Below are 20,456 nucleotides of genomic sequence, written 5' to 3'. Positions count from 1 at the left end.
CGCCCAGTTTCTGATCAAATATCAACCGGTGACCTGGTCCGGCTGTTCAGCGGACCCCCAGCCGGGCGAGCAGGCGCCGGCCCTGGGCCCGGTGCCGGCCGGAACCCAGCCGGTGGCCCGGATTTCCCGAATGTCGTGGCGTTCCGCGGTGCGGCGTGGTGGTGTTGGTGCCCAGCAGCGTCCAGCCGGCCAGTACCGCGGCAGCAACGAGGCCGACGAGGCCGGCGTAGTCCGTCCAGTTCATGGTGATCTCTCTCGATGGCGGCTCGGGCGGGAGGTCCGCGATTGCGTCTTCACCGGTAGTGACGGGCCGAGCGGGATTTCGTGACGGCACTTCGGTGCCTCGATTCAGTGGAGTTTTGGGAGGTGGGCACGATGCACGACGGATCGCTGCTGGACGCCGACGAGGAGCAGGCCTACCGGCTGCTGGTCGGCCTGTCGGTCGCGCGGTCGGCGGAGCTCGCCGAGGTGGCGCGGTTGCCGCAGCAGGACGCGGTCGAGGTGCTGCAGCGGCTGCAGGCGAAGGGCCTGGTCACGGTGCAGCCCGGTGAGGACCCTGTTTTCAGCCCACTTCCGCCTGACGTGGCCCTCGGTACAACGTTGTTACGGCGCCAGGAGTCGCTCGAGTCGGCCCGCCAGACGGTGGCGTCGCTGAGTGAGGAGTTCCGTGCCAGCGCCAGTCGCCGGGACGCCCACCACCTGGTCGAGGTGATCGTCGGTGCCGCCCCGCTGCGCGACCGGCTGCGGGACCTGCAGGAGTCGGCGCGCACGGAGATCCTGTGGTTCTGCCGCGCCAACCCCCTGGCGATGGCGGGCGCGGAGAACACGGAGGAGTACGGCGCCCTGAGTCGCGGCGTCCGCTACCGAGCGATCTACGAGCGAGCGCTGCTGGAGACTCCCGGCGAGCTGGACACCATCGCCGAGGGCGTGAGCTGGGGCGAGGAGGCCCGGACGCTGCCGACGCTCCCGGTGCGGCTGGCCATCGTGGACCGCGCCACTGCCGTCTGTCCGCTCGTGCGGGACGAGGAGGCGGGCATCGGTGAGCCGACGGCCGCAGTGATCGGCAGAGGCCAGCTACTGGACGCGCTGCTCGCCTTGTTCGAGAGCCAGTGGGAGGCAGCGACGCCGGTGAAGCTCCAGTCCAACGAGGCGCAGGACCCGGAGGGACTGGACGACAACGAGCGCTTCCTGCTATCCCTGCTGGTCGCCGGAGTGCCGGACAAGTCGATCGCGTCGCAGCTCGGTATCAGCCGCCGGACCGTGCAGCGGCGGCTCGATCGAATGATGGCGCTGGCCGGGGTCGACACCCGTACTGGTCTCGCCTTCCAGGCCGCCCGCCGAAATTGGCTGTAGCCGGGGCCCGTGAGGGAGCCCCGGCTACAGCGGTCACCTACTTGAGCCCGTAGGCCCGGATGACGGTCTGGGTCACCTTGTTGCCGGCACTGTCACCAGCGACGACCTTCAGCGACACAGTCCCCTTGCCCGCCGGTACGACGGCCACGTAGCGGCCCAGCGCCCCGACAGTGATGACACGCCGCCACGTCTTGCCCTCGTCGAAGGACACCGACGCCTGCAGCGAGGTGGAGCGCGCAGCAGCCGCACCGGCCTGCTGGCGAACGCTGAACCCGATCACGTGCGGCCGGGCAGCCACCCGCCCGGTCAGGTCGGTCGGTACGTCGTACCCGACCTGCAGGAGCGGCAGAGCAACGGCCTTGTCAGCAGGAGCCTGCTTGGAGCGGAAGTCCCAGGCGGTCCGAGTGCTGGTGCCCCAGTTCCACTCGCCCTCCGTGTCGTTGCGCTCGGTCGCCAGTTCCAGCTTGTACGCCGCGTCGCCGCCGCTCGTGATGACGTCCTGCCACGCGTTGGGCAGCTCCGCCACGACAGCGCCGTTGCGGCTCAGTACTGCGGACGCCGAGGTGGTCTCGCCGACCGTGTAGTGGCCGTCAGCGTCGACGAAGGTCGGCACTCGCAGCGACAGCCGATCGCCGGTACGGGTGGAGACGACCCCAGGCGCTGCCGCCGGACGAACCACCGGACCGAACCAGGTCTCTTTGGACGTTCCCGGCTTGTAGCTACGCGGCAACGACGACATCCCGCCGAGCAGCGGACCCATGCTGTTCCAGGTGTAGAGGTGGTTCACCCGGTGCTGCCAAAGGGAGTCGCCGGTGGTCACCCACTCCTCCCGGACCTTCGGGGTCTGGACGAACCGCTGCGCGTCGTTCCAGGAGTAGTCCTGCCACGGACGCCAGCCGAAGCGCTGCTCCTTGGCCCAGTCGAAGCCACCGTTGTCGGCGTACGACGTGGTCACCCGCGCGCTGTTGGCGGTGGTCACCTTGTAGTCGATCTTCGGCGGGATGAAGCCGCTCGACACCTGCTGCACGTCGTACAGGTAGGGGCTCGAGGTGGTCAGCGTCAGGTCGATGGTCGCCTTGCCCTTGCGGATCCGGTCCAGCAGCTTCTGGCCGTCGTTGGCACCCGTCACCATCGCCGGGATCGGCTCCCGGTCGCCGACGGGCGTCCAGACGGTCCAGGCAGACCAGCCCGCCGGCCGCACCAGGATGATGCCCGCGGCACCGGCCTTGGCCGCCGCTGCGATCTGTTCCTGCTCACTGCCGTTGCCGTTGCCGTCCTCACTGGAGTTGAGCACAGCGATCGCGCCCTTGACGCCCTTGAGGTCCGGACCGGCCGCGACCAGCGGGAACTTCTTCTTGCCCTCGTACGACGGCGACTGGTGCAGCAGGTTGATGTCCAGCGGCCCACTGACCCCCGGGATGGCGGCCTGGACCAGCGGCGCGACCAATTGCCAGCGGGAGGAGAACTCGAAGCTGCCGGCCGTGACCGGCTTCGTGCCCGTCACCAGCACCTGCTTGACGGTGCTGAAGTGCATGACCCCGTGGCTGATGCTGCGGCCGTTCGGGTAGACCCGGTTCACGTAGTAGCTGAGCACGGCCTGCTGTTCGGACGGCTTGGGCGTCGTGATCGTGATCGGCACCGCCTTACGGGCGTCGATGACGATCTCGATGTCCTTGGTGACCGAGATGTTGGGGTCGGTGAAGAGGCTGACGTTCTCGTTCTGGACGTCGTAGTCCTCGACCAGTCCGTGCACCAGGTAGTTGCCTTCCTCGACCTGGACGGTGGCGGTCTCGCCATCGTCCAGCCAGCCGAGCACGTCCGACCGGGAGTTGTCACCGAACAGGCTGACCACCGGTACGCCGGTCGGCTTGCCGTCGCGGTCGACTGCCCGCACCGTGACGTTGTGCTTCGGCCCGGCCTTCAGCGTGCCGACCGCGGTGTGCGTCACCAGCCCATTGGCGCCGGTGGCGACGATCCAGCCGCTGTAGAGGCCCCGGACCAGCTTGGCCGGGTCAAGCGCGACCGGTACGTCGACGCTGCCACCGGACGGCACGGTGACGGTGCTGGGCACCGTGTACGCGTCCGTCTCGGGCTGCTTGGTGTCCAGGTTGGTGACCGAAACCGACAGGGTGAGGGTCACCGCGGCGGCAGAGTCGTTGGTGTACGTGACGGTCTTGGTGGAGCCGGCACTGACCAGACCGAAGTCGGCCGTCGCGGTCGCGTAGACCTTCTGCGCGACGGCACGGGCGACGTCCACCCGGCCGGAACCCTGGGCGTAGACGCTCAGCTTCTGGTTGGTCTCGGCGGTGCTGACCAGCGCGTTCTTGAGCCGGTCGGCCTTCCAGTCCGGGTGGGCCTGGGCGAGCAACGCGGCCGAGCCGGCCACGTGCGGCGTCGCCATCGACGTACCGGAGGCGGCGGTGTAGAGGTCGTCGATCGGCTGACCCATCGCCGTACCGGCCGCGCGGGCCGCGACGATGTCGACGCCGGGTGCGGTGATCTCGGGCTTGAGACCGTCGTCGCCGAGCCGCGGTCCGCGGCTGGAGAAGTCGGCCAGCTCGTCGTCGCGGTCGACGGCTCCGACGGTCAGCGCGGCCGGCGACGTGCCGGGAGTGCCGACGCTCTGGTCGGCGCCGTCGTTGCCGGCGGCCACCACGAACAGCGTGCCGGACGACGCGGTGATCCGGTCGACCGCCTGGCTGAGCGGGTCGGAGCCGTCGGTCGGGCCGCCGCCGAGGCTCATGTTGACGACCCGGGCGCCCTCGGCCGCGGCCCACTCCATCCCGGAGATGATCCCGGACTCGAAGCCGAAGCCGTCGTCCCCGAGGACCTTGCCGATCAGCAGGTCGGCCTTCGGCGCGACGCCCTTGCGGGTGCCGCCGGCGCCCGCGCCGGTGCCGGCGATCGTCGCCGCGACGTGGGTGCCGTGGCCGAAGTGGTCGGCCGGGCCGGTCGGGCTGTCGGAGAAGTCCTTGGCCTCCTTGACCTTGCCCTTCAGGTCCGGGTGGTCCGCGTCGACACCGGTGTCCAGTACGGCGACCGTGACACCGCTGCCTTCGTAGCCGGCCTGCCAAGCGGCGGGCGCGCCGATCTGCGGCACGCTCTTGTCGAGCACCGGGCGGACCCGGCCGTCGAGCCAGATCTTCGCGATTCCCCGGCTCAGCGAGCGGGCGTTCCGGGTCGGCTCCAGCGACCTCCACAGCGCGGGCAGCTCGCCCTTGGTCGCCTTGACCGCGGCGGCGCCGATCGAGTCGAGGGACCGCGTGGTTGTCGTACCGGTGAGGGCCTGGGCCCGGGCGGCGGACGGATCGGCGTACCGGATGATCAGCGGCAGGGTGGTCGCGGCCGAGTCGCCGAAGCCGTCGGCGATCAGCTCGTCGACGTCGAAGAGGTCGGCGTCCAGGACACCGGTCGAGATGTACGGCACGGCGTCGCTCGGCAGGACGCGCAGGGCGCCGTCCACCTCGAGGGTGTGGAAGGCGATCCGCTCGCGGCCGGCGGCCGGGCGGACACTGGCCGCCTTCTTGCCGTTGCCGGCGTCGCTGACCTCGACGACGTCACCGGTGATCAGCGTGACGACCGACGACTTCCCCGGTACGCCGTTCGCGCGCGGGCCGGTGGGGGTGGTGGGTGGCGCGGCACCGGCGGGGATCACCGCGGCGACGCTGAGCGCGAGGACGGCCGCGACGGTGGCGGCGGCCTTCCTGGACGGCACAGGTACGGGGGAGGACATGGGCAGGATCTCCTCTTCGAGAGGCTTCGGGGGGCAGGGCACCTCTTGCGAGTGAGTCTGCAACCGGAACCCGCGCCCATGCCCTGTCCAGCACTGCCGTAGCTGCGACATGGCGCAAGCGCGCCATCGCGACATCATGCTGAACTCAGGGGAAACAGCCGGCTACTCGCCGATCTTCTTCGACCGGAGCAAGATCTTGGAGTCGACCGCCGCGGTGGTACCGGCCTCCGGCGACTGGGTGACGACGACCCAGTTGCGGTCGCTGACCAGCAGCCTGCCCTGGCCCGTGGCGTCCTCCTCGGTCAGATAGAAGAAGCCGGCCGCCTGCATCGTGTCCTGCGCCAGTTGGTGGTTCACCCCGACCACGTTCGGTACGACGGCGCTCCGCGACTCCTGCGGCGGAGTCGGCGGCTTGGACGAGCTGGGAGCAGCCGGAGGAGTGCTGGGAGGCGGGGTGCTCACAGGGGCGCTGGGAGGAGTGCTGACTGGATTGCTGGCCGGCACACTCGTAGTGACAGTGACTGTGGGCTGCTGTTGGGGCTGCTCGCCACCGTCACCGCCACAGCCAGTAGCCAGCAGAAGCAGCGGTACACACCAGGCGATCCTCATCGGCGTCCCCTCTCGTCACTGCAGGTTACTGCTTGCGACAATCTCACCATGACGGCACAGCAGTTGGTGCGCAGGTGGGCGTGGGTCGGGACGTTCCTGGTCGGCGGCGGGCTCTATCTGCTCGTCCTGGCGGTTCTGACCGACACCAACAACCCCAATCTCTTTCCCACGATGATCCTGCTCGGTGCGCTCGTCGTACCGCTCACGTTCGTCATGTTCGCCGCCGGCCGGTCCGGCCGCTGGCTGATCGACGGACCGACGCTCGGTGGCTCGCTGCTGTTCGGTGGCGTGGTCGGGGTGGTGGTGGCAGGCCTGCTCGAGTACGACGCGATGCGCAAGCTCGGGACGCTCCCGATGCTCGGTGTCGGCCTGATCGAGGAGGCGGCCAAGCTGATCGTGCCAGCCGTCCTGGTGGTTTTCTTCGGCCACCGCTACCGGCACTCGATCGGCACCGGCATCATCATCGGCGTCGCGGTCGGCACCGGCTTCGCCGTCCTGGAGACGATGGGCTACGCCTTCGTCGCGCTGCTCCAGTCCGGCGGCAACGTCGGCGCGGCGGAGCAGTCACTCTTCATCCGCGGCCTGCTGTCGCCGGCCGGACATGCCTCCTGGACCGGGATCACCTGCTGGGGCCTGTGGCGCTTCGTCGTAGAGCCGGCCGGCAAGCGGTTCCTCGGCTTCCTCGGACTGTACGCCGTCGCTGTCGCGCTGCACACCGCCTGGGACGGCATCGGCGGCAAGCTCACCTACGCGATCGTCGGCGTGATCAGCATCGGCCTGCTGCTCACCGGCCTCCGGCACGCTCAGCGCCAGGACGCGTTGCCCGCCCACGCCGTCTAGATCCCAGGAGCCGATCGATGCCGACCCTGCCCGACTTCAGGCTGGAGACCTACTTCTCGCGCTGGGAGTTCAGCGCCCGCTACCACCTGACTGCCTCCGACGCGGAGACGATCGCGGTGTCCGAGCTGCTGGAACTCGCCGACGACGACGGCCGGCGCCGGTGGGAGACGCTTGCCCTCGGCTACACCGAGACGCGCGGGCTGCCCGCGTTGCGGGAGGAGATCGCCCGCACGTACGACGGCGTCGTACCGGCGGACGTGGTGTGTTTCGCCGGAGCGGAGGAAGCGCTCTACCTGGCGATGCACGCGTTGCTGGAGACGGGTGACCACGCCGTCGTGGTGACACCCAACTACCAGGCCGCCGAGACGATCCCGTTGTCGATCTGCGAGGTCACCGGTGTCGCATTAGTTGCCAGCAGCAACTGGATGCTGGATGTCGACGCGGTCGAACGGGCGCTCCGGCCGAACACCCGGCTGGTCTCGGTCAACTTCCCCAACAACCCGACCGGCGCCGTACCCGAGTTGGCCGACTGGCTACGGCTGGTGCGGTTGTGCGACGACCGCGGCATCACCCTGTTCAGCGACGAGGTGTACCGGGGTCTGGAGCTCGACCGAGAACCCTTGCCACAGGCAACGGATCTGTCCGCGACGGCCGTCTCGCTGAACGTGATGTCGAAGGCCTACGGGCTACCGGGCCTGCGACTCGGCTGGATCGCCTGCCGGGACCACGCGCTGCTGGACAAGCTGGAGCGGGCCAAGCACTACACGTCGATCTGCAACTCCGCGCCGAGCGAGATCCTCGCACTGATCGCCCTGCGGGCTCGCGACCAGCTGCTCGACCGCAACCGCGGCATCGTCGCGGCCAACCTGCCGTTGTTCGAGGAGTTCTTCGGCCGCTATCCCGAGCTGTTCGAGTTCGCCCGCCCACAAGGCGGTTGCGTCTGCTACCCGCGCTATCTCGGCGCGGACGGGGTGGAGGCGATGTGCACCCGGCTGGTCGAGGAGGCTGGAGTCCTGCTGCTGCCGTCGCGCATCTATCGCTCCGAGCTGACCAGTACTCCGGCCGACCGGTTCCGCGTCGGGGTCGGCAGGCGCGCGCCGCAAGAAGCTCTGGCGCGGTGGGCAGCGTGGCTGGAGCAGCGCAGTTGACACCGGAAATCGATTTTCCATCCTGATCGAATAGCTCTGGCCCGATCCGGGATCCCGTGCAAGGTTCGTAGCCGACCAGTGCCACCGTCGCTCCGCCCGTTCCGACGTCTGGAAGGCCGATCCCCATGAAACGACGCACATTTCTCGGCAGTATCGCCGCGGCCGGTGTGACCGCGACCGCGCTCCCGAACGTGATCACCCCCGCTACCGCCCGAGCCGCCACCTACAAGAAGCGCCTGACCGGCGCGGACCTGGACACCAACAGCCGCTGGCGAGTAGCCGGCACCGACCTCGGCATTCCCTACGTGCTCGAGAACGGCTCCATCGGCTACCTCTTCGGCGACACCTTCAACTCCCCCTGGCCGGAGCAGCCCAACAACGACTGGCGCTCCCCGGTGATGCTGCGCTCGGCGGTCCATCCCGGCGCGGCCGGCGGCATCGTCTTCGACAGCGCGGCCCGCGTCGCCGGCAACGGCCGGGCGCCCGAGGTGATGCACAACGGGCACAACGGGATCGGCATCGACGGCCTCTGGGAGGTCACGGTGATCCCCAACGACGGCATCAGCTTCCCCGAGACCGGCCGCCAGCTGATCTCGTACATGAGTATCGAGAACTGGAACTCGGCCGGCCCGAACGGCCCGCAGTGGAAGTCCCGGTACGCCGGTCTGGCCTACTCCGACAACGGCAACGACTTCGTCCGGACCAACCTGAAGTGGTTCAACAGCGGCAACAACCTCGATCCGTTCCAGATGTGGACGATGCAACGCGACGGCGACTGGGTCTACGTCTTCTCGGTCCGCTCCGGCCGCCAGGACGGCCCGATGATGTTGCGCCGGGTGCGCTGGGACCGGCTGTTCTTCCCGGAGTCCTACGAGGGCTGGGGCTGGAACGGCAGCAACTGGGGCTGGGGCCGGCCGTGCACGCCGATCCTCAACGGCCGCTTCGGTGAACCGTCGGTCCGCCGGCTGAGCGACGGCACCTGGGCGATGGCCTACCTGAACTGCGCCACCGGCAACATCGTCACCCGGACCGCGGCCGGCCCCGACCAGGCCTGGACGAACGAGCGGATCCAGGTCACCTTCGCCCAGGAGCCGGCCCTGTACGGCGGATTCATCCACCCGTGGTCGACCAAGGCAGCCGGTGGCCTGCACCTGATGGTCTCGAAGTGGACCCGCAACGCCGGCGGCGGAAGTACGGCGTACCACGTCAGTCAGTACGCCGGTTCTCTGTAGGTAAGTAGTCGGCTACACCTACTGGTCCGGTAAATAACTAACCACCGCGAAAAGTGGTCTGTTGCATAATGCGCAACGGAAACTGCGGAAGCTGCTCGTTAACACCACGTTTCGGGCAGCTTTCCGCGCGAGTACGCTCTCACGACTTAGTAACGGATGCTCCTGAACTATTGACGGGTCCGCCGAAGCTGGGCAATTCTCTACGCCACTGAACGACAGGTTCATACCAGTCAGCCGGAGGCCGATCCGGCTACTTCGTTAGAGGTGGGATCCGATGAAGTTCCGCTCCCTTGCCGTCGCCGCTGTCGCGGCTCTGTCCCTTACCGCCGTTGCCGCCTGTGGCGGCAGCTCGGACGACAAGAAAGACGCCGCCGCCTCCGGGCCGACGACGATCGATGTCTGGTTGATGAAAGGCAGCGTCTCCGACGACTTCCTGAAGCGGTTCGAGGCGGACTTCGCCGCGAGCCACCCGGACGTCAAGGCCAACGTCCAGATCCAGGAGTGGAACGGGATCGGCGCGAAGATCATCGGCGCGCTGGCCAGCAAGGACGCGCCGGACGTGATCGAGGTCGGCAACACCCAGGTCGCGCAGTACTCGGCCAGCGGTGGCGTCAAGGACCTGACCGACAAGAAGTCCGACCTCAAGGGTGACGACTGGATCGAGGGTCTGGCCGGGCCGGGCCTGTACGAGGGCAAGCAGTACGGCATCCCGTACTACGCGGCGAACCGGGTCGTGGTCTACCGCAAGGACCTGTTCCAGGCGGCCGGCGTGACCCCGCCGAAGACCCGCGACGAGTGGCTCGCCTCGACTGCCAAGCTGAACACCGGCGGCAACCAGGGCATCTACCTGCCCGGCCAGAACTTCTACGTCCTGTCCGGCTTCATCTGGGACGAGGGCGGCGACCTCGCGGTCAAGGACGGCGACCAGTGGAAGGGCGGCCTGTCCTCCCCGGAGGCGCTGAAGGGGATGGACTTCTACAAGCAGATCCAGGCGCTCGGCAAGGGCCCGAAGGACTCCGACGAGGCGAAGCCGACCCAGACCGACGTCTTCGCGCAGGGCAAGGTCGCGCAGATGATCGCGGTACCGGGCGCGGCCGAGCTGATCGTCCAGGCCAACCCGGCGCTGAAGGGCAAGCTGGGCTTCTTCCCGATCCCCGGCAAGACCGCCGACAAGCCGGGTGCCGTCTTCACCGGTGGCTCTGACCTGATCATCCCGGAGGCCTCGGACGGCCAGGACGCGGCGTACACGTTCATCAAGGAGCTGGCCGGCGAAAAGTGGCAGACCGACCTCGCCAAGACGATGAAGTACGTGCCGAACCGGACCAGCCTGGCCTCCTCGGTCGGCGCTGACGAGGGCGTCGCGGCGATGGCGGCCGGTGCCGCCAACGGCAAGGCCACCCCGAACTCCCCGAACTGGGCCGCCGTCGAGGCGAAGAACCCGATCAAGGAGTACCAGACCAAGGTGCTGACCGGCGGTGACCCGGCCGCCGCGGCCAAGGCCGCCGACGAGATCATCACCCAGGCCCTGAACACCAAGTAGAGCCATGGCTGTGGCTGAAGCAGAGACCACCACAGCAGCCCCCGCCCCCGGGACCGGTACGCCGGCCCCGGCCCGGCGGGGGCGACCCCTGTGGGCCCGTCTGCTGCCCTATCTCCTGGTCGCGCCGACCATCGTCGGTACGGCGTACCTGCTGGTCTATCCGCTGATCCGCAACCTGCTGATCTCGCTGCAGAAGTTCGGCATCGCGCAGCTGATCCGCGGTGGCGCCGAGTTCGTCGGCCTCGACAACTACGCGCAGATCCTGTCCGACGACATGTTCTGGGGCGTGGTCGCCCGGACCTTCGTCTTCACCGCCATCAACGTCAGCCTGATCATGGTGCTGGCCACCCTGGTCGCCCTGCTGATCGGTGCCCTGGGCAAGTGGATGCGGTTCGCCGTGATGGGTGGCCTGGTGGTCGCCTGGGCGATCCCGGTGATCGCCGCGACCACCGTCTTCCAGTGGCTGTTCCAGTCCCAGCTGGGGGTGGTGAACTGGATCCTGGTCGCGCTCGGCTTCGAGCAGTTCGACGGCAAGGCCTGGTTCGCCGACGGCAACTCGACCTTCGCGATCATCGTCTTCCTGATCGTCTGGCAGTCGGTGCCGTTCGCGGCGCTGACCCTGTACGCCGCGATCACGACGGTGCCGAAGGAACTGCACGAGTCGGCCCAGATCGACGGCGCCGGCTCGGTGAAGACGTTCTGGCTGATCACCTTCCCGATCCTGCGGCCGATGTTCGGGCTGATCCTGTGCCTGGAGGTGATCTGGGTGTTCAAGTGCTTCGTCCAGATCTGGGCGATCAGCCAGGGCGGCCCGGGCAACGCCACCCTGACGCTGCCCGTCTACGCCTACCAGATCGCCCAGTCGCTGAACCGCTACGACCTGGGGGCGGCGATCTCGATGGTCACCGTACTGATCCTGGCCGTCGTCCTGCTGGCCTACTTCCGGCAGATGTTCAAGGAGGAGGGCGAACTGTGAGAACCCGCCTCAGTCGCAAGATCACCTTCAACCTGCTGGCCCTCGGCGTGCTGGCGTTCTCGGTCTTCCCCGTCTACTGGATGGTGCTGACCGCGTTCAAGCCGACCAAGGACATCCAGGCCGAGACGCCGACGTTCCTGCCGACGAACATCACCTTCACCCATTTCGGTACCGCGGTGAACGCCGACGGCTTCTGGATCTTCTGGCGCAACAGCGCGATGGTCGCGGTCAGTGCCGTGCTGCTGTCACTGGTCATCGCCTGCCTGGCGGCGTACGCGGTCGGCCGGATGAAGTGGAAGGGCCGGCAGGCGTTCATCCTGATGGTGTTCATCGCCCAGATGACGCCGTGGGAGGCGCTGCTGATCCCGATGTACGTGATCTCGCGGGACACCGACATGCTGGACAAGCTGCCGATGCTGACCCTGATCTACTTCATGATGACGCTGCCGTTCACGATCGTGACGCTGCGCGGATTCCTGAAGGGCATCCCGGTCGAGCTCGAGGAAGCCGCCCAGGTCGACGGTTGCAACCAGTTCGAGGCGTTCCGGCGGATCGTCTTCCCGCTGCTCGCCCCCGGCCTGTTGTCGACGTCGCTGTTCGGCTTCATCACCGCGTGGAACGAGTTCGCCTTCGCCAACCTGCTGATCATCAAGAACCAGGACCAGCGCACGCTGCCGGTCTGGCTCTCGTCGTTCAGCAACACCTTCGGCACCGACTGGGGCGCGACGATGGCCGCCGCGACCCTGTTCATGCTCCCGGTCCTGCTGATCTTCCTGGTCCTGCAGGGACGAGTGACGACCGGCGTCGCCGCCGGAGCCGTCAAGGGCTAGTCGCCTTCACCGAACGTCAGCCGCGTCGTGATCCGGTACCGGTCTCCTCTGTAGAGGGAGCGGGTGTACTCGATCACGGCGCGGTCGGCATTGCGGGTCGTCCGCTCGAACAACAGTGCCGGCGAGTGCAGCGGTACGCCGAGCAGCGCCGCCTCCTGCGCGTCGGTCACGGTCGGCTCGGTCGTCTGTACGGCGTCCTTCGCCGCCACCCCGTACCTCGAGCGCAGCAACCCGTAGAGCGAACCGATCTCGAAGTCGCGGCCGGTGATACCGGACACGAACGCCGCCGGGATCCTGATCCGCTCGATGCACATCGCGGCGCCGTCGACCAGCCGCAGCCGGACCACCGAGACCAGTTGGTCGCCCGGCGAGATCTCCAGCCGCTGCCCGAGCCGCGCACCGGCCGGCTCGATCTCGAAACTGATCAGCCGGCTCTGCCAGGGCGTGCCCTCGGCCGGCGGTACCTGGAAGTCGCCCTCCGCGGTGGGCTCGAGCGCCTGGTGGATCTTGCGTGAGCTGGTGAAGGTGCCGCGACCGTGCTCGCGGACCACCAGGCCGTCACGGGCCAGGTCGTCGAGCGCGGCGCGCAGGGTCGGCCGGGAGACGCCGAGCGACTCGCTCAGGCTGCGCTCGGACGGCAGTGGCTCACCCGGGTTGCGAAGCTCGATCAAACGCAGCAGGCGGTCCCGCGCTTCGGTCCTTCTCATCGAGCAATCCTAGCAATCTTTACCAGTGGTTGGACCAGTGGGAGCGCGATCATTCCGTAGCGAACGCTTGACTTGACCACTTGGATAGACCATTTTACTAACCAGATCTCCGCCCCGAGACGAAGGTGTGTAACTCCATGAACCGATCACGCAAGCTCCGCATCACCGCGACGGCCGTCGTACTGGCCGCCCTCGCCACCACCGGCGCCGGCACGGCCGCCAACGCCCGCACCAGCCCCGAGAAACTGGCTGCGTGCGGGGCGTTCTTCGACGACTTCAACTACAGCTCCCGCACCGACCCGAACTTCACCAACCGCCGATGGCAGGTCCGGACCAACGCCGGTGGCCCCGGCGTCGGCGGCGCGATCTGGGCCGCGAGCAACGTCACCTTCCCGACCGTGGACGGCCAGAAGTCGCTGCAGTTGCGCGCCTCCACCAACGGAACGCCCAGCGGTACGACGCACGCGCAGGTCCAGCAGCGCGATCTGCGGTTCTTCGAAGGCACCTACGCGACCCGCTTCAAGTTCAGTGACACTCCGGTCAGCGGCGCCGACGGCGACCGGGTGAACCAGACCTTCTACACGATCTCCCCGCTCGACTACGACTGGGAGCCGACGTACAGCGAGCTCGACATCTCCGAGTACCTGCCGAACGGCGGCTGGGGTGAGACCGGGCCGGTCAACTTCCTGACCAGCTGGAACACCTACCAGGCCGATCCGTTCGACGGCTGGCGGATCAGTGCCGCCCGCCGGTTCAGCCACGCCGGCTGGCACACGCTGGTCGCCACGGTCGGCGCCGGGCACGTGAAGTACTACATCGACGGCGCCCTCGTCGCCGACCACACCACCGACGACGCCGGGCGCTCGGTCTACCCGCGGCGGCCGATGACGCTGAACTACAACCAGTGGTTCATCGACCTGGAGAAGCACACCGGCGGCACCAGCGCCTACGTGCAGTCGGCGGACTGGGTCTACTACGCCAAGAACGAAGTACTGTCGCCGGCCACCGCCACCGCGCGGGTGAACTCCTACCGCTCGGCCGGCGCCTCCCACGCGGACACGATCAGCTGCTGAAACGGTGACCCGTCAGTAGCGTGAGACGGCCCGCGCGACCCATGGACTTTCCGTTCCGGACTGAGTACGGTCCGTTACGGCGTCCGCACCACGCCACCGTCGGAGAAGGACCTTTCGGTCCTCCTCCCACCGGACGGTGAGGTGCTGCCCGCCAGTAGCGCCTCACTGGTGGATGGGCGAGCAGCCCGTGGCAGGAGCCGCGAGCTGATGGGGGCCTGTACACCTAGGTGGGGCGGCCGAGCGCCTGCGCTCCCGCCCCACCGACTCAACTCCGACCGCCGCGGTCCGAGCCGGGAGAACCGATGGTCCGCACCAGGTTGACCACCGTGGGGATCGAGCCCGACTCCCAGTTCGAGGTCTGGCAGGCCCTGCTCAGCGACGCTCTCTACCCGATCGGCATCAGCCCGGTCAGCCCCCGGCCGGCCGGCTTCCACGCCGACTTCACCGCGTCCAGGGGCCGGTACGACGAGCATCACCCGCGGCGTCCTCGACCCGATGCGCAGCGAGGTCTCGGCGACCACCGCGGCGAACGGTCCGGACGAGCTGCTGCAACTGGTGGTGCACGGCGGCGAGCAGCGGCTGATCCGGGCCCGCGGTGCCACCACGGCGTTCTCCCCACGGAACCTGCTGATTCAGGGCGCCGACGAGCCGTGCGCGCACATCCATCTGCGCCGGCACGACGTGATCATGCTGAACGTACCGATCGCCCGGCTGTCCTACGACGTCTCGACCCTGCGCAGGTCGATGTTCGCCCCGCTGCCTCTGCCTGAGGCGGCCGGCGCCGTCCTGCGTTCGGCCGCTCAGCACGTCCTGACGGCTTCGTCGCCTCTCGACGCCGCCGCGGTCGAGCCCTACCTGCTGGGCGTCGCCGAACTCGTACTGCGGACCGCGGCCGGCGACGAGGCGGATCAGGCCGACACGATCCCCGCTCGCCGCCAGCAGGTTCTCGACCACCTGGCGGCGAACCTCCATGACGAGACGCTCACCGCGCAGGACGTGGCGGAGGCCCTCAACATGTCGCGCCGACGGTTGTATCTGCTCTTCGAGGGTGAAGCCGCGATCGGGGAGCGGCTGCGGTCGATGCGGCTCGAACGCGCCCGCGCGCTGCTGCGGGACCCGGCCAAGGCGCAGTGGGGAGTCGAGCGGATCGCCCGGGCGTGCGGCTTCCGCAGCCGCTCCCACTTCTCCCGGATCTTCACGGCGGCCACCGGAACGACGCCGCGCGACTTCCGCCGCTGAGCCTTCCGGGTTGCACGGAATCGCACCAGGACTGCACGCCCGGGCACCGCCGGGGATCGTCGCGGGCCGCTCAGGTGGAGATTCTTGACGGGCCAAGGTCCCCGCCCGGAAGGAATTCTCCGATGACCGACTCGCTCCTGGCTGGACGGCGCTCCCGCCGTACCGGCGCGCTGCTTGCTCTTTCCGTCGCCGCAGTCGCGCTGCTGGCACCCGCTGCTCAGGCCAACGCGGTCGAGTTCGACCCCGACGACGCCTCCGCCACCATGCAGCGCGGTACCGGCACACTGACCGACCCCTGGGTCCCGATGCTGTCCGCCAGGACCACCTGCGACTCGACCACGTTGTTCGGCAACTACTCGTCGAGCACCGGCCACCGCGACCCGATCGTCACGCTGCCTGCCGGCACCTGGATGGGCGTCCGCTACCTCGTCCGTGGCGGCTACTCGGCCAACGTGCTGTGGCACGGCGGCGACAAGTGGGGCTTCATGCGCGACGACTGCATCTCCTACTGACCCCGAAAGGCATCTGATGAACACTCGCACCCTCGCGACCACCGTCGTCGCCATCGCCGCCCTGATCACCCCGCTGGCAGTCACCCAGACCGCCTCGGCCGCCACTCTCAAAACCGTCTGCGCCGACGACCTGTACGTCCGCGACACCGCCTCCGGCCAACTGATCGGCACCCTCTACCGCGGTCAGCACTTCAACCTCTCCCGGTACTCCGCCAGCGGCCAGTGGGCCGAAGGCGCCGCCTGGGGCAACGTCAACAAATGGGGCTGGGTCCAGTCCGGCTGGTTCTGCTGATCGCTCTTCTGTTTCCAGAGGTTTGCTGGATCGTCGGACAAGCTTTGCCGGGTTCGACGTTCGATCGGGCTACGCCGAGGGCAGACTGAAGGCGATGCAGTGGTTCCCAACCGCCCCTGGGAGATTGCCGTGCCTGCTCTTCGTGCTCTGCGTCCGGCCGTGGTCGTCGGCGTCCTGCTGGCGTTGCTCGCGTTCGGGATCAAACCCTCGACCGCGGCCTCGACAGCGAATCTGACGGTCGCCGCGGCGATCCAGCAACAGAACGGGTCGGTCGGCACGGTCGAGGGCTACGTGGTCGGTCAACCGACGGCCGCGAACACGGTGATCCGCAGTGGTTTCACCGGGGACACGGCGCTGGCGCTGGCCGACTCGGCTTCGCAGACGAGTACGGCGTCGATGCTCTACGTGCAGATCCCGAGCGGCTTCCGCGCGCAGTACGGGCTGAAGACGAAGCCCGGGTTGCTCGGCACGAAGATCAGCGTGACCGGGACGCTCACGCCGTACTTCACTCCGCACGCGGGGCTGAAGGACCCGACCGCGTTCGGCGGTGGCGGTGGGACCGACCCGGGCGATCCGCCGGACCCGAGCGACTACTACGCGCCCGCGGCCGGCAAGACGGGCGCGGCGCTCAAGGCCGCGCTGCACACGATCATCTCCAGCCAGACCAAGCTGAGCTACGACCAGGTCTGGAACGCGCTCAAGGACACCGACCAGGATCCCGCCAACGCGAACAACGTGATCCTGCTGTACTCCGGCCGCTCGCAGAGCAAGGCCACCAACGGCGGCGGCGTCAACGACTGGAACCGTGAGCACGTCTGGGCCAAGTCGCACGGTGACTTCGGTACGGCGACCGGCCCCGGTACCGACGTGCACCACCTGCGCCCCGAGGACGTGTCGGTCAACTCCGCCCGCGGCAACCTCGATTTCGACAACGGCGGCGCTGCCGTGGCGGAGTGCTCGGGATGCGCGGCGGACGGCGACTCGTTCTCCCCGCGAGCCGCTGTTCGCGGTGACGTCGCGCGGATGATCCTTTACATGGCGGTGCGCTACGAGGGTGGTGACGGCTGGCCGAACCTGGAGCCGAACAACTCGGTCGGCAACGGCTCGGCGCCGTACATCGGCAAGCTGACGGTGCTGAAGGCGTGGAGCGCGGCCGACCCGCCGGACGCCTTCGAGAAGCGCCGCAACCAGGTCATCTTCGACACCTGGCAGCACAACCGCAACCCGTTCATCGACCACCCCGAATGGGTCAACTCGATCTGGCCCTAGCACGTAGGTTGAGAGACATGAGCCCTTCCATCCCACGCTTCCACCTGGCCATGCCGGTCGACGACCTCGCCGCCGCCGCGGAGTTCTACGGCACCGTGATCGGCTGCGAGCGCGGTCGCAGCTCCGACACCTGGATCGACTGGAACCTGCGCGGCCACCAGTTCGTGACCCACCTGGCCCCGGCTCGCCCACAGGCTGTTCACAACCCTGTGGACGGCCACGACGTCCCGGTCCCGCACTTCGGCCTGATCCTGGAGATCCCCGACTTCCACGCGCTGGCCGACCGCTTCCGCGCCGCCGGCACCGCCTTCGTCATCGACCCCTACCTCCGCTTCGAAGGCAAACCCGGCGAGCAGTGGACGATGTTCCTGCACGACCCGGCCGGCAACGCCCTGGAGTTCAAAGCGTTCGCCAACGACGAAGACGTCTTCGCCACCTGACCCTGCGACTGGTCGTAGACGTCAGCCGTTGATCCGGAAGGTCGTGTTGCCGACCTGTCGGGTCGAGGCCGCCGGGCCTCGGACGTGCTTTCCGCCGCCGCGCGGATCAGCCTGCGTGACGGCCGGCGCCGGCGTACCGGCCAGTGCGATCCCAGCATGAGCGGCTGACTGCCCGACCCGCGTCTGCACCCACTCCTCGAGACCGGGATCGGCCAGCGAAACCCGTTCCCCGCTCGGGCTGTCCCGCAGCATGCCGCGAGCCACCAACCCGTGCCGGGCGGCATCGACCTCCTGCCACTTCCCGGGCCCGGCGGCCTGCGTCTCGCTCGGCATCGCCAACCCCCGCGGCCCCCGTACGGCGACCTTGGCCAGCAACTCCTTTTCCGCGACCGAGCACGCATTCCACGCGGCCTGGTAGAAAACCCGGCTCTGCGCATTCACCTGAGCCGTCGCGTGTTTGGCCACTTCGACCCCCACCCCGTACGGCGGCTGCGCGAATCGCAATGCCGTCTCGGCCAGCTCCCGCAGCCGGCTGGGATTGCCGTTGGCCGCCTTGAGCAGATTCTCCACCGCCGCCGGCTGGTACGGAATTCCTGCTCGCCGCAGTGGCTCGGTCACGCTCGGCCGCAACTCGTCGGGAGTCAGCGCCCCACACTCCCGTACGTCGAACCGCCCGGTCACCCCCGTCGCGATCCCCGACATCCCTCCCGACGCGGCCATCAGCCGGGTCGCGGCCAGCTCGCCGCCAGCGCCCACGAGGTACACCGGCTGCCCCTTGCGCTCCAGATGAGCCGACAGTTCGGTCAGCGCCGCCAGGTCTCGTTCGGTCGCGACGTCGAGGTTGTCGACCATCAGCATCACCGGCTGCCGCTTCTTCCCGCCCAGCTCGCCCAGGTCGTCGGCGAGCTGGTTCAGCGTGCTGCTGACGCCGTCCTTGCCGGGCGCGTCCCATTGCTTCTTGACCACCGCCTGCACCGGCGCGACGCCGAAACGCAGCTCGGCCCCGTTCTGCTGGCCGCGGCTGCGCTGGGTGAGGTCCCGCAGCGTCTTCTTCAGCTTGCGCAGCGCGAAGTAGCCGTGCCGCTTGCGCAGCCCGCCGAGGTCCTCGCTGACCGCCCGGACGAAACGGTTCTCCAGCGGCTCCCGCGGCGACGCGTCGACCCGGATCGCGATCCAGCCGCTGCGCCGGGCGAGGTCCTGGGCGCGGTCGAGCTCGAGACTCTTGCCCATCCCCGGAGCGCCGGTGAAGAGCACCGAGTTGCTCTCGGGCCCGCGCCGGTCGAGGGAGATCGGCCGGCCCAGCCGATCCGTCCGGGTGACCGCGTACGCCGGGCGCCGGGGCGTGCCGAAGACCTGACTCATCCCGCCAGCCAACGCGCTCCGGGCGTCCGCCGGATGAACTGACGCTGAACCCCTCGGAACGCTTGATGCCGCAAGTCCCGGAAAAGTTGCGGTAAATGCACGGCTATTTCTATTTGTTTCGGCAATTGCCCTTTTCGCCGGTAAACTCTAGGCAATTACCGCAGGCTCGTGTAATCCTGCGAAAATGAACACAGGGGTGGGACGTCTGCGGACCGGAACGGCCGCACTGGTGGGAATTACGGCGATGCTGGTGGCGGCTCCGGCCGCGGCCGGAGCCGTCACGGCAACAGCCACGACCTCGGCTATCGCGGTGCCGGCCAAGGCCCAGTCGCCGGACCCGAAACTGACCGTCGCCGGCGTGACGCTCGGCCGGACCACGGTCGCCGTCTCCGGCCTCAACCGGGTCGCGGTGCCGGTCACGGTCAAGGCCGGCTACAACTCCGACGATCCACTGGACGACGGCACCGTGCTCAACGTCTTCCTGCGCCGTACCGGTGGGACCGGTGCGGTCCGGACGATGATCGCGGGCCACCTGAAGCTGACCGCCGGCACGCTCAAGAACGGCACCTGGACCGGCACGGTCGAGGTGCCCTCGACGGCGAACGGGACGTTCAAGGTCTACGGCGTACGGCCCGGCACCATCCTCGACGGCTCGGACGGCAGCATGACGACCGAGACACCGTTCGACGGTCCGAGCATCGCCGTCACCGGCTTGCACGTGCCGAAGCTCGGCGTCTCGGTGATCCCCCGGGTGGTGCCGTTCGGCCAGGCCTTCCAGGTGAAGGCCGCCATCTACGACTCGGTCACCCGCAAGCCCTACGGCAGCCGCATCCTGCTCCAGGTCGTCAACGACAACCTCTGCGTCGAGTACGACGCCGGCTCGAAGTACACCGATCGGGCAGGCATCCTGCTGACCAGCTTCCCGGCGGCCGCCGCCGACTCGCTGGTCTGCGTGCGAGTGCGCGGCAAGTTCTTCGACACTCTCGGAACCGGGTTCTTCGTCCTCCGGCCCGGCATAGTCGGCGCCACCCCGTCGAAGACCAGCGCGAAGGTCGGCACCATTGTCCCGGTCAACGGCACGGTCGCCGGTGCTCCGTCCAACTGCCCGATCTTCCTGCAGCGGTTGCGGGGCGCGAGCCAGTGGCGCGGAGTCAGCCAGGACGTGGTCCGGCAGAGCGGCCGCTTCACGCTGCTGGCGCAGCCGCCGTACGCCGGGAACATCATCTACCGCGCGTACTTCCCCACCTGCTCGCGCTTCCAGGCCGGTGTCAGCAAGAGCTTCGTCATCAAGGGAATCTGAC

19 protein-coding genes are annotated in these 20,456 nt (G+C 68.5%); 14 read left to right on the top strand and 5 right to left on the bottom strand.

Annotated features, from left to right (window positions below; translation table 11 throughout):
* Positions 1-46: 46 nt before the first annotated feature.
* The gene (locus OX958_RS01140) at positions 47-244 is read right to left on the bottom strand and encodes a hypothetical protein (protein ID WP_270135062.1); all 198 of its coding nucleotides are present in this window, start codon (positions 242-244) and stop codon (positions 47-49) included.
* 131 nt (positions 245-375) lie between these two features.
* Between OX958_RS01140 and OX958_RS01135 the strand changes: the two genes are divergently transcribed.
* Positions 376-1,353 (top strand): helix-turn-helix domain-containing protein, encoded by a 978-nt coding sequence (locus OX958_RS01135; protein ID WP_270135060.1) that lies wholly within the window; start codon positions 376-378, stop codon positions 1,351-1,353.
* A 37-nt stretch (positions 1,354-1,390) separates the two neighbouring features.
* Here the strand turns inward: OX958_RS01135 and OX958_RS01130 are convergent, their stop codons facing one another.
* Entirely contained in the window at positions 1,391-5,086 is a 3,696-nt protein-coding gene (locus OX958_RS01130) for a S8 family peptidase (RefSeq protein WP_270135058.1), read from the bottom strand.
* 162 nt (positions 5,087-5,248) lie between these two features.
* A complete protein-coding gene (locus OX958_RS01125) occupies positions 5,249-5,548 on the bottom strand; it encodes a PASTA domain-containing protein (RefSeq protein ID WP_270135057.1) in 300 nt (99 codons plus the stop codon).
* A 195-nt stretch (positions 5,549-5,743) separates the two neighbouring features.
* Here OX958_RS01125 and OX958_RS01120 point away from each other — a divergent pair, with 195 nt between their 5' ends.
* The 6 genes from OX958_RS01120 to OX958_RS01095 all read left to right on the top strand — a co-directional run bounded on the left by OX958_RS01120 (position 5,744) and on the right by OX958_RS01095 (position 12,261).
* Positions 5,744-6,535: a PrsW family intramembrane metalloprotease gene (locus tag OX958_RS01120; protein ID WP_270135056.1), complete on the top strand. Its 792-nt coding sequence runs from the start codon at positions 5,744-5,746 to the stop codon at positions 6,533-6,535.
* A 17-nt stretch (positions 6,536-6,552) separates the two neighbouring features.
* A complete protein-coding gene (locus OX958_RS01115; RefSeq protein WP_270135055.1) occupies positions 6,553-7,683 on the top strand; it encodes an aminotransferase class I/II-fold pyridoxal phosphate-dependent enzyme in 1,131 nt (376 codons plus the stop codon).
* Between the two features lie 125 nt (positions 7,684-7,808).
* Positions 7,809-8,915, top strand: a complete 1,107-nt coding sequence (locus OX958_RS01110) for a DUF4185 domain-containing protein (protein ID WP_270135054.1) — start codon at positions 7,809-7,811, stop codon at positions 8,913-8,915.
* A gap of 274 nt (positions 8,916-9,189) precedes the next feature.
* Positions 9,190-10,455: an extracellular solute-binding protein gene (locus tag OX958_RS01105; protein ID WP_270135052.1), complete on the top strand. Its 1,266-nt coding sequence runs from the start codon at positions 9,190-9,192 to the stop codon at positions 10,453-10,455.
* Positions 10,456-10,459: 4 nt separating this feature from the next.
* Positions 10,460-11,431 (top strand): carbohydrate ABC transporter permease, encoded by a 972-nt coding sequence (locus tag OX958_RS01100; protein WP_270135050.1) that lies wholly within the window; start codon positions 10,460-10,462, stop codon positions 11,429-11,431.
* Entirely contained in the window at positions 11,428-12,261 is an 834-nt protein-coding gene (locus OX958_RS01095; protein ID WP_270135048.1) for a carbohydrate ABC transporter permease, read from the top strand. The genes OX958_RS01100 and OX958_RS01095 overlap by 4 nt, the downstream gene beginning before the upstream one ends.
* Here OX958_RS01095 and OX958_RS01090 read toward each other — a convergent pair.
* The gene (locus OX958_RS01090; protein WP_270135046.1) at positions 12,258-12,968 is read right to left on the bottom strand and encodes a GntR family transcriptional regulator; all 711 of its coding nucleotides are present in this window, start codon (positions 12,966-12,968) and stop codon (positions 12,258-12,260) included. The genes OX958_RS01095 and OX958_RS01090 overlap by 4 nt on opposite strands.
* Before the next feature lie 137 nt (positions 12,969-13,105).
* Here OX958_RS01090 and OX958_RS01085 point away from each other — a divergent pair, with 137 nt between their 5' ends.
* The 6 genes from OX958_RS01085 (at position 13,106) to OX958_RS01060 (ending at position 17,793) form a co-directional block, all read left to right on the top strand.
* A complete protein-coding gene (locus tag OX958_RS01085) occupies positions 13,106-14,041 on the top strand; it encodes a glycoside hydrolase family 16 protein (RefSeq protein WP_270135045.1) in 936 nt (311 codons plus the stop codon).
* 495 nt (positions 14,042-14,536) lie between these two features.
* On the top strand, positions 14,537-15,280 hold the full coding sequence (locus tag OX958_RS01080) for a helix-turn-helix transcriptional regulator (RefSeq protein ID WP_270135043.1): 744 nt from the start codon (positions 14,537-14,539) through the stop codon (positions 15,278-15,280).
* Between the two features lie 122 nt (positions 15,281-15,402).
* Positions 15,403-15,792, top strand: coding sequence for a hypothetical protein (locus tag OX958_RS01075; RefSeq protein WP_270135042.1), 390 nt, complete (start codon positions 15,403-15,405; stop codon positions 15,790-15,792).
* 16 nt (positions 15,793-15,808) lie between these two features.
* The gene (locus OX958_RS01070) at positions 15,809-16,084 is read left to right on the top strand and encodes a hypothetical protein (RefSeq protein ID WP_270135041.1); all 276 of its coding nucleotides are present in this window, start codon (positions 15,809-15,811) and stop codon (positions 16,082-16,084) included.
* 129 nt (positions 16,085-16,213) lie between these two features.
* Positions 16,214-17,353: an endonuclease gene (locus tag OX958_RS01065; protein ID WP_270135039.1), complete on the top strand. Its 1,140-nt coding sequence runs from the start codon at positions 16,214-16,216 to the stop codon at positions 17,351-17,353.
* A 17-nt stretch (positions 17,354-17,370) separates the two neighbouring features.
* A complete protein-coding gene (locus OX958_RS01060; protein ID WP_270135038.1) occupies positions 17,371-17,793 on the top strand; it encodes a VOC family protein in 423 nt (140 codons plus the stop codon).
* A gap of 21 nt (positions 17,794-17,814) precedes the next feature.
* On the opposite strand, the gene OX958_RS01055 is transcribed toward OX958_RS01060, so the two are convergent.
* Complete coding sequence (locus OX958_RS01055) at positions 17,815-19,155, bottom strand: ATP-binding protein (RefSeq protein ID WP_270135037.1); 1,341 nt, start codon at positions 19,153-19,155, stop codon at positions 17,815-17,817.
* Positions 19,156-19,339: 184 nt separating this feature from the next.
* Between OX958_RS01055 and OX958_RS01050 the strand changes: the two genes are divergently transcribed.
* Positions 19,340-20,455: a hypothetical protein gene (locus tag OX958_RS01050; RefSeq protein ID WP_270135036.1), complete on the top strand. Its 1,116-nt coding sequence runs from the start codon at positions 19,340-19,342 to the stop codon at positions 20,453-20,455.
* Position 20,456: the final 1 nt, after the last annotated feature.

The sequence above is a fragment of the Kribbella sp. CA-293567 genome (genome assembly GCF_027627575.1).
In the GTDB taxonomy this organism is placed as follows: Bacteria; Actinomycetota; Actinomycetes; order Propionibacteriales; family Kribbellaceae; genus Kribbella.
This window is presented reverse-complemented; position numbering and strand designations above follow the sequence as displayed.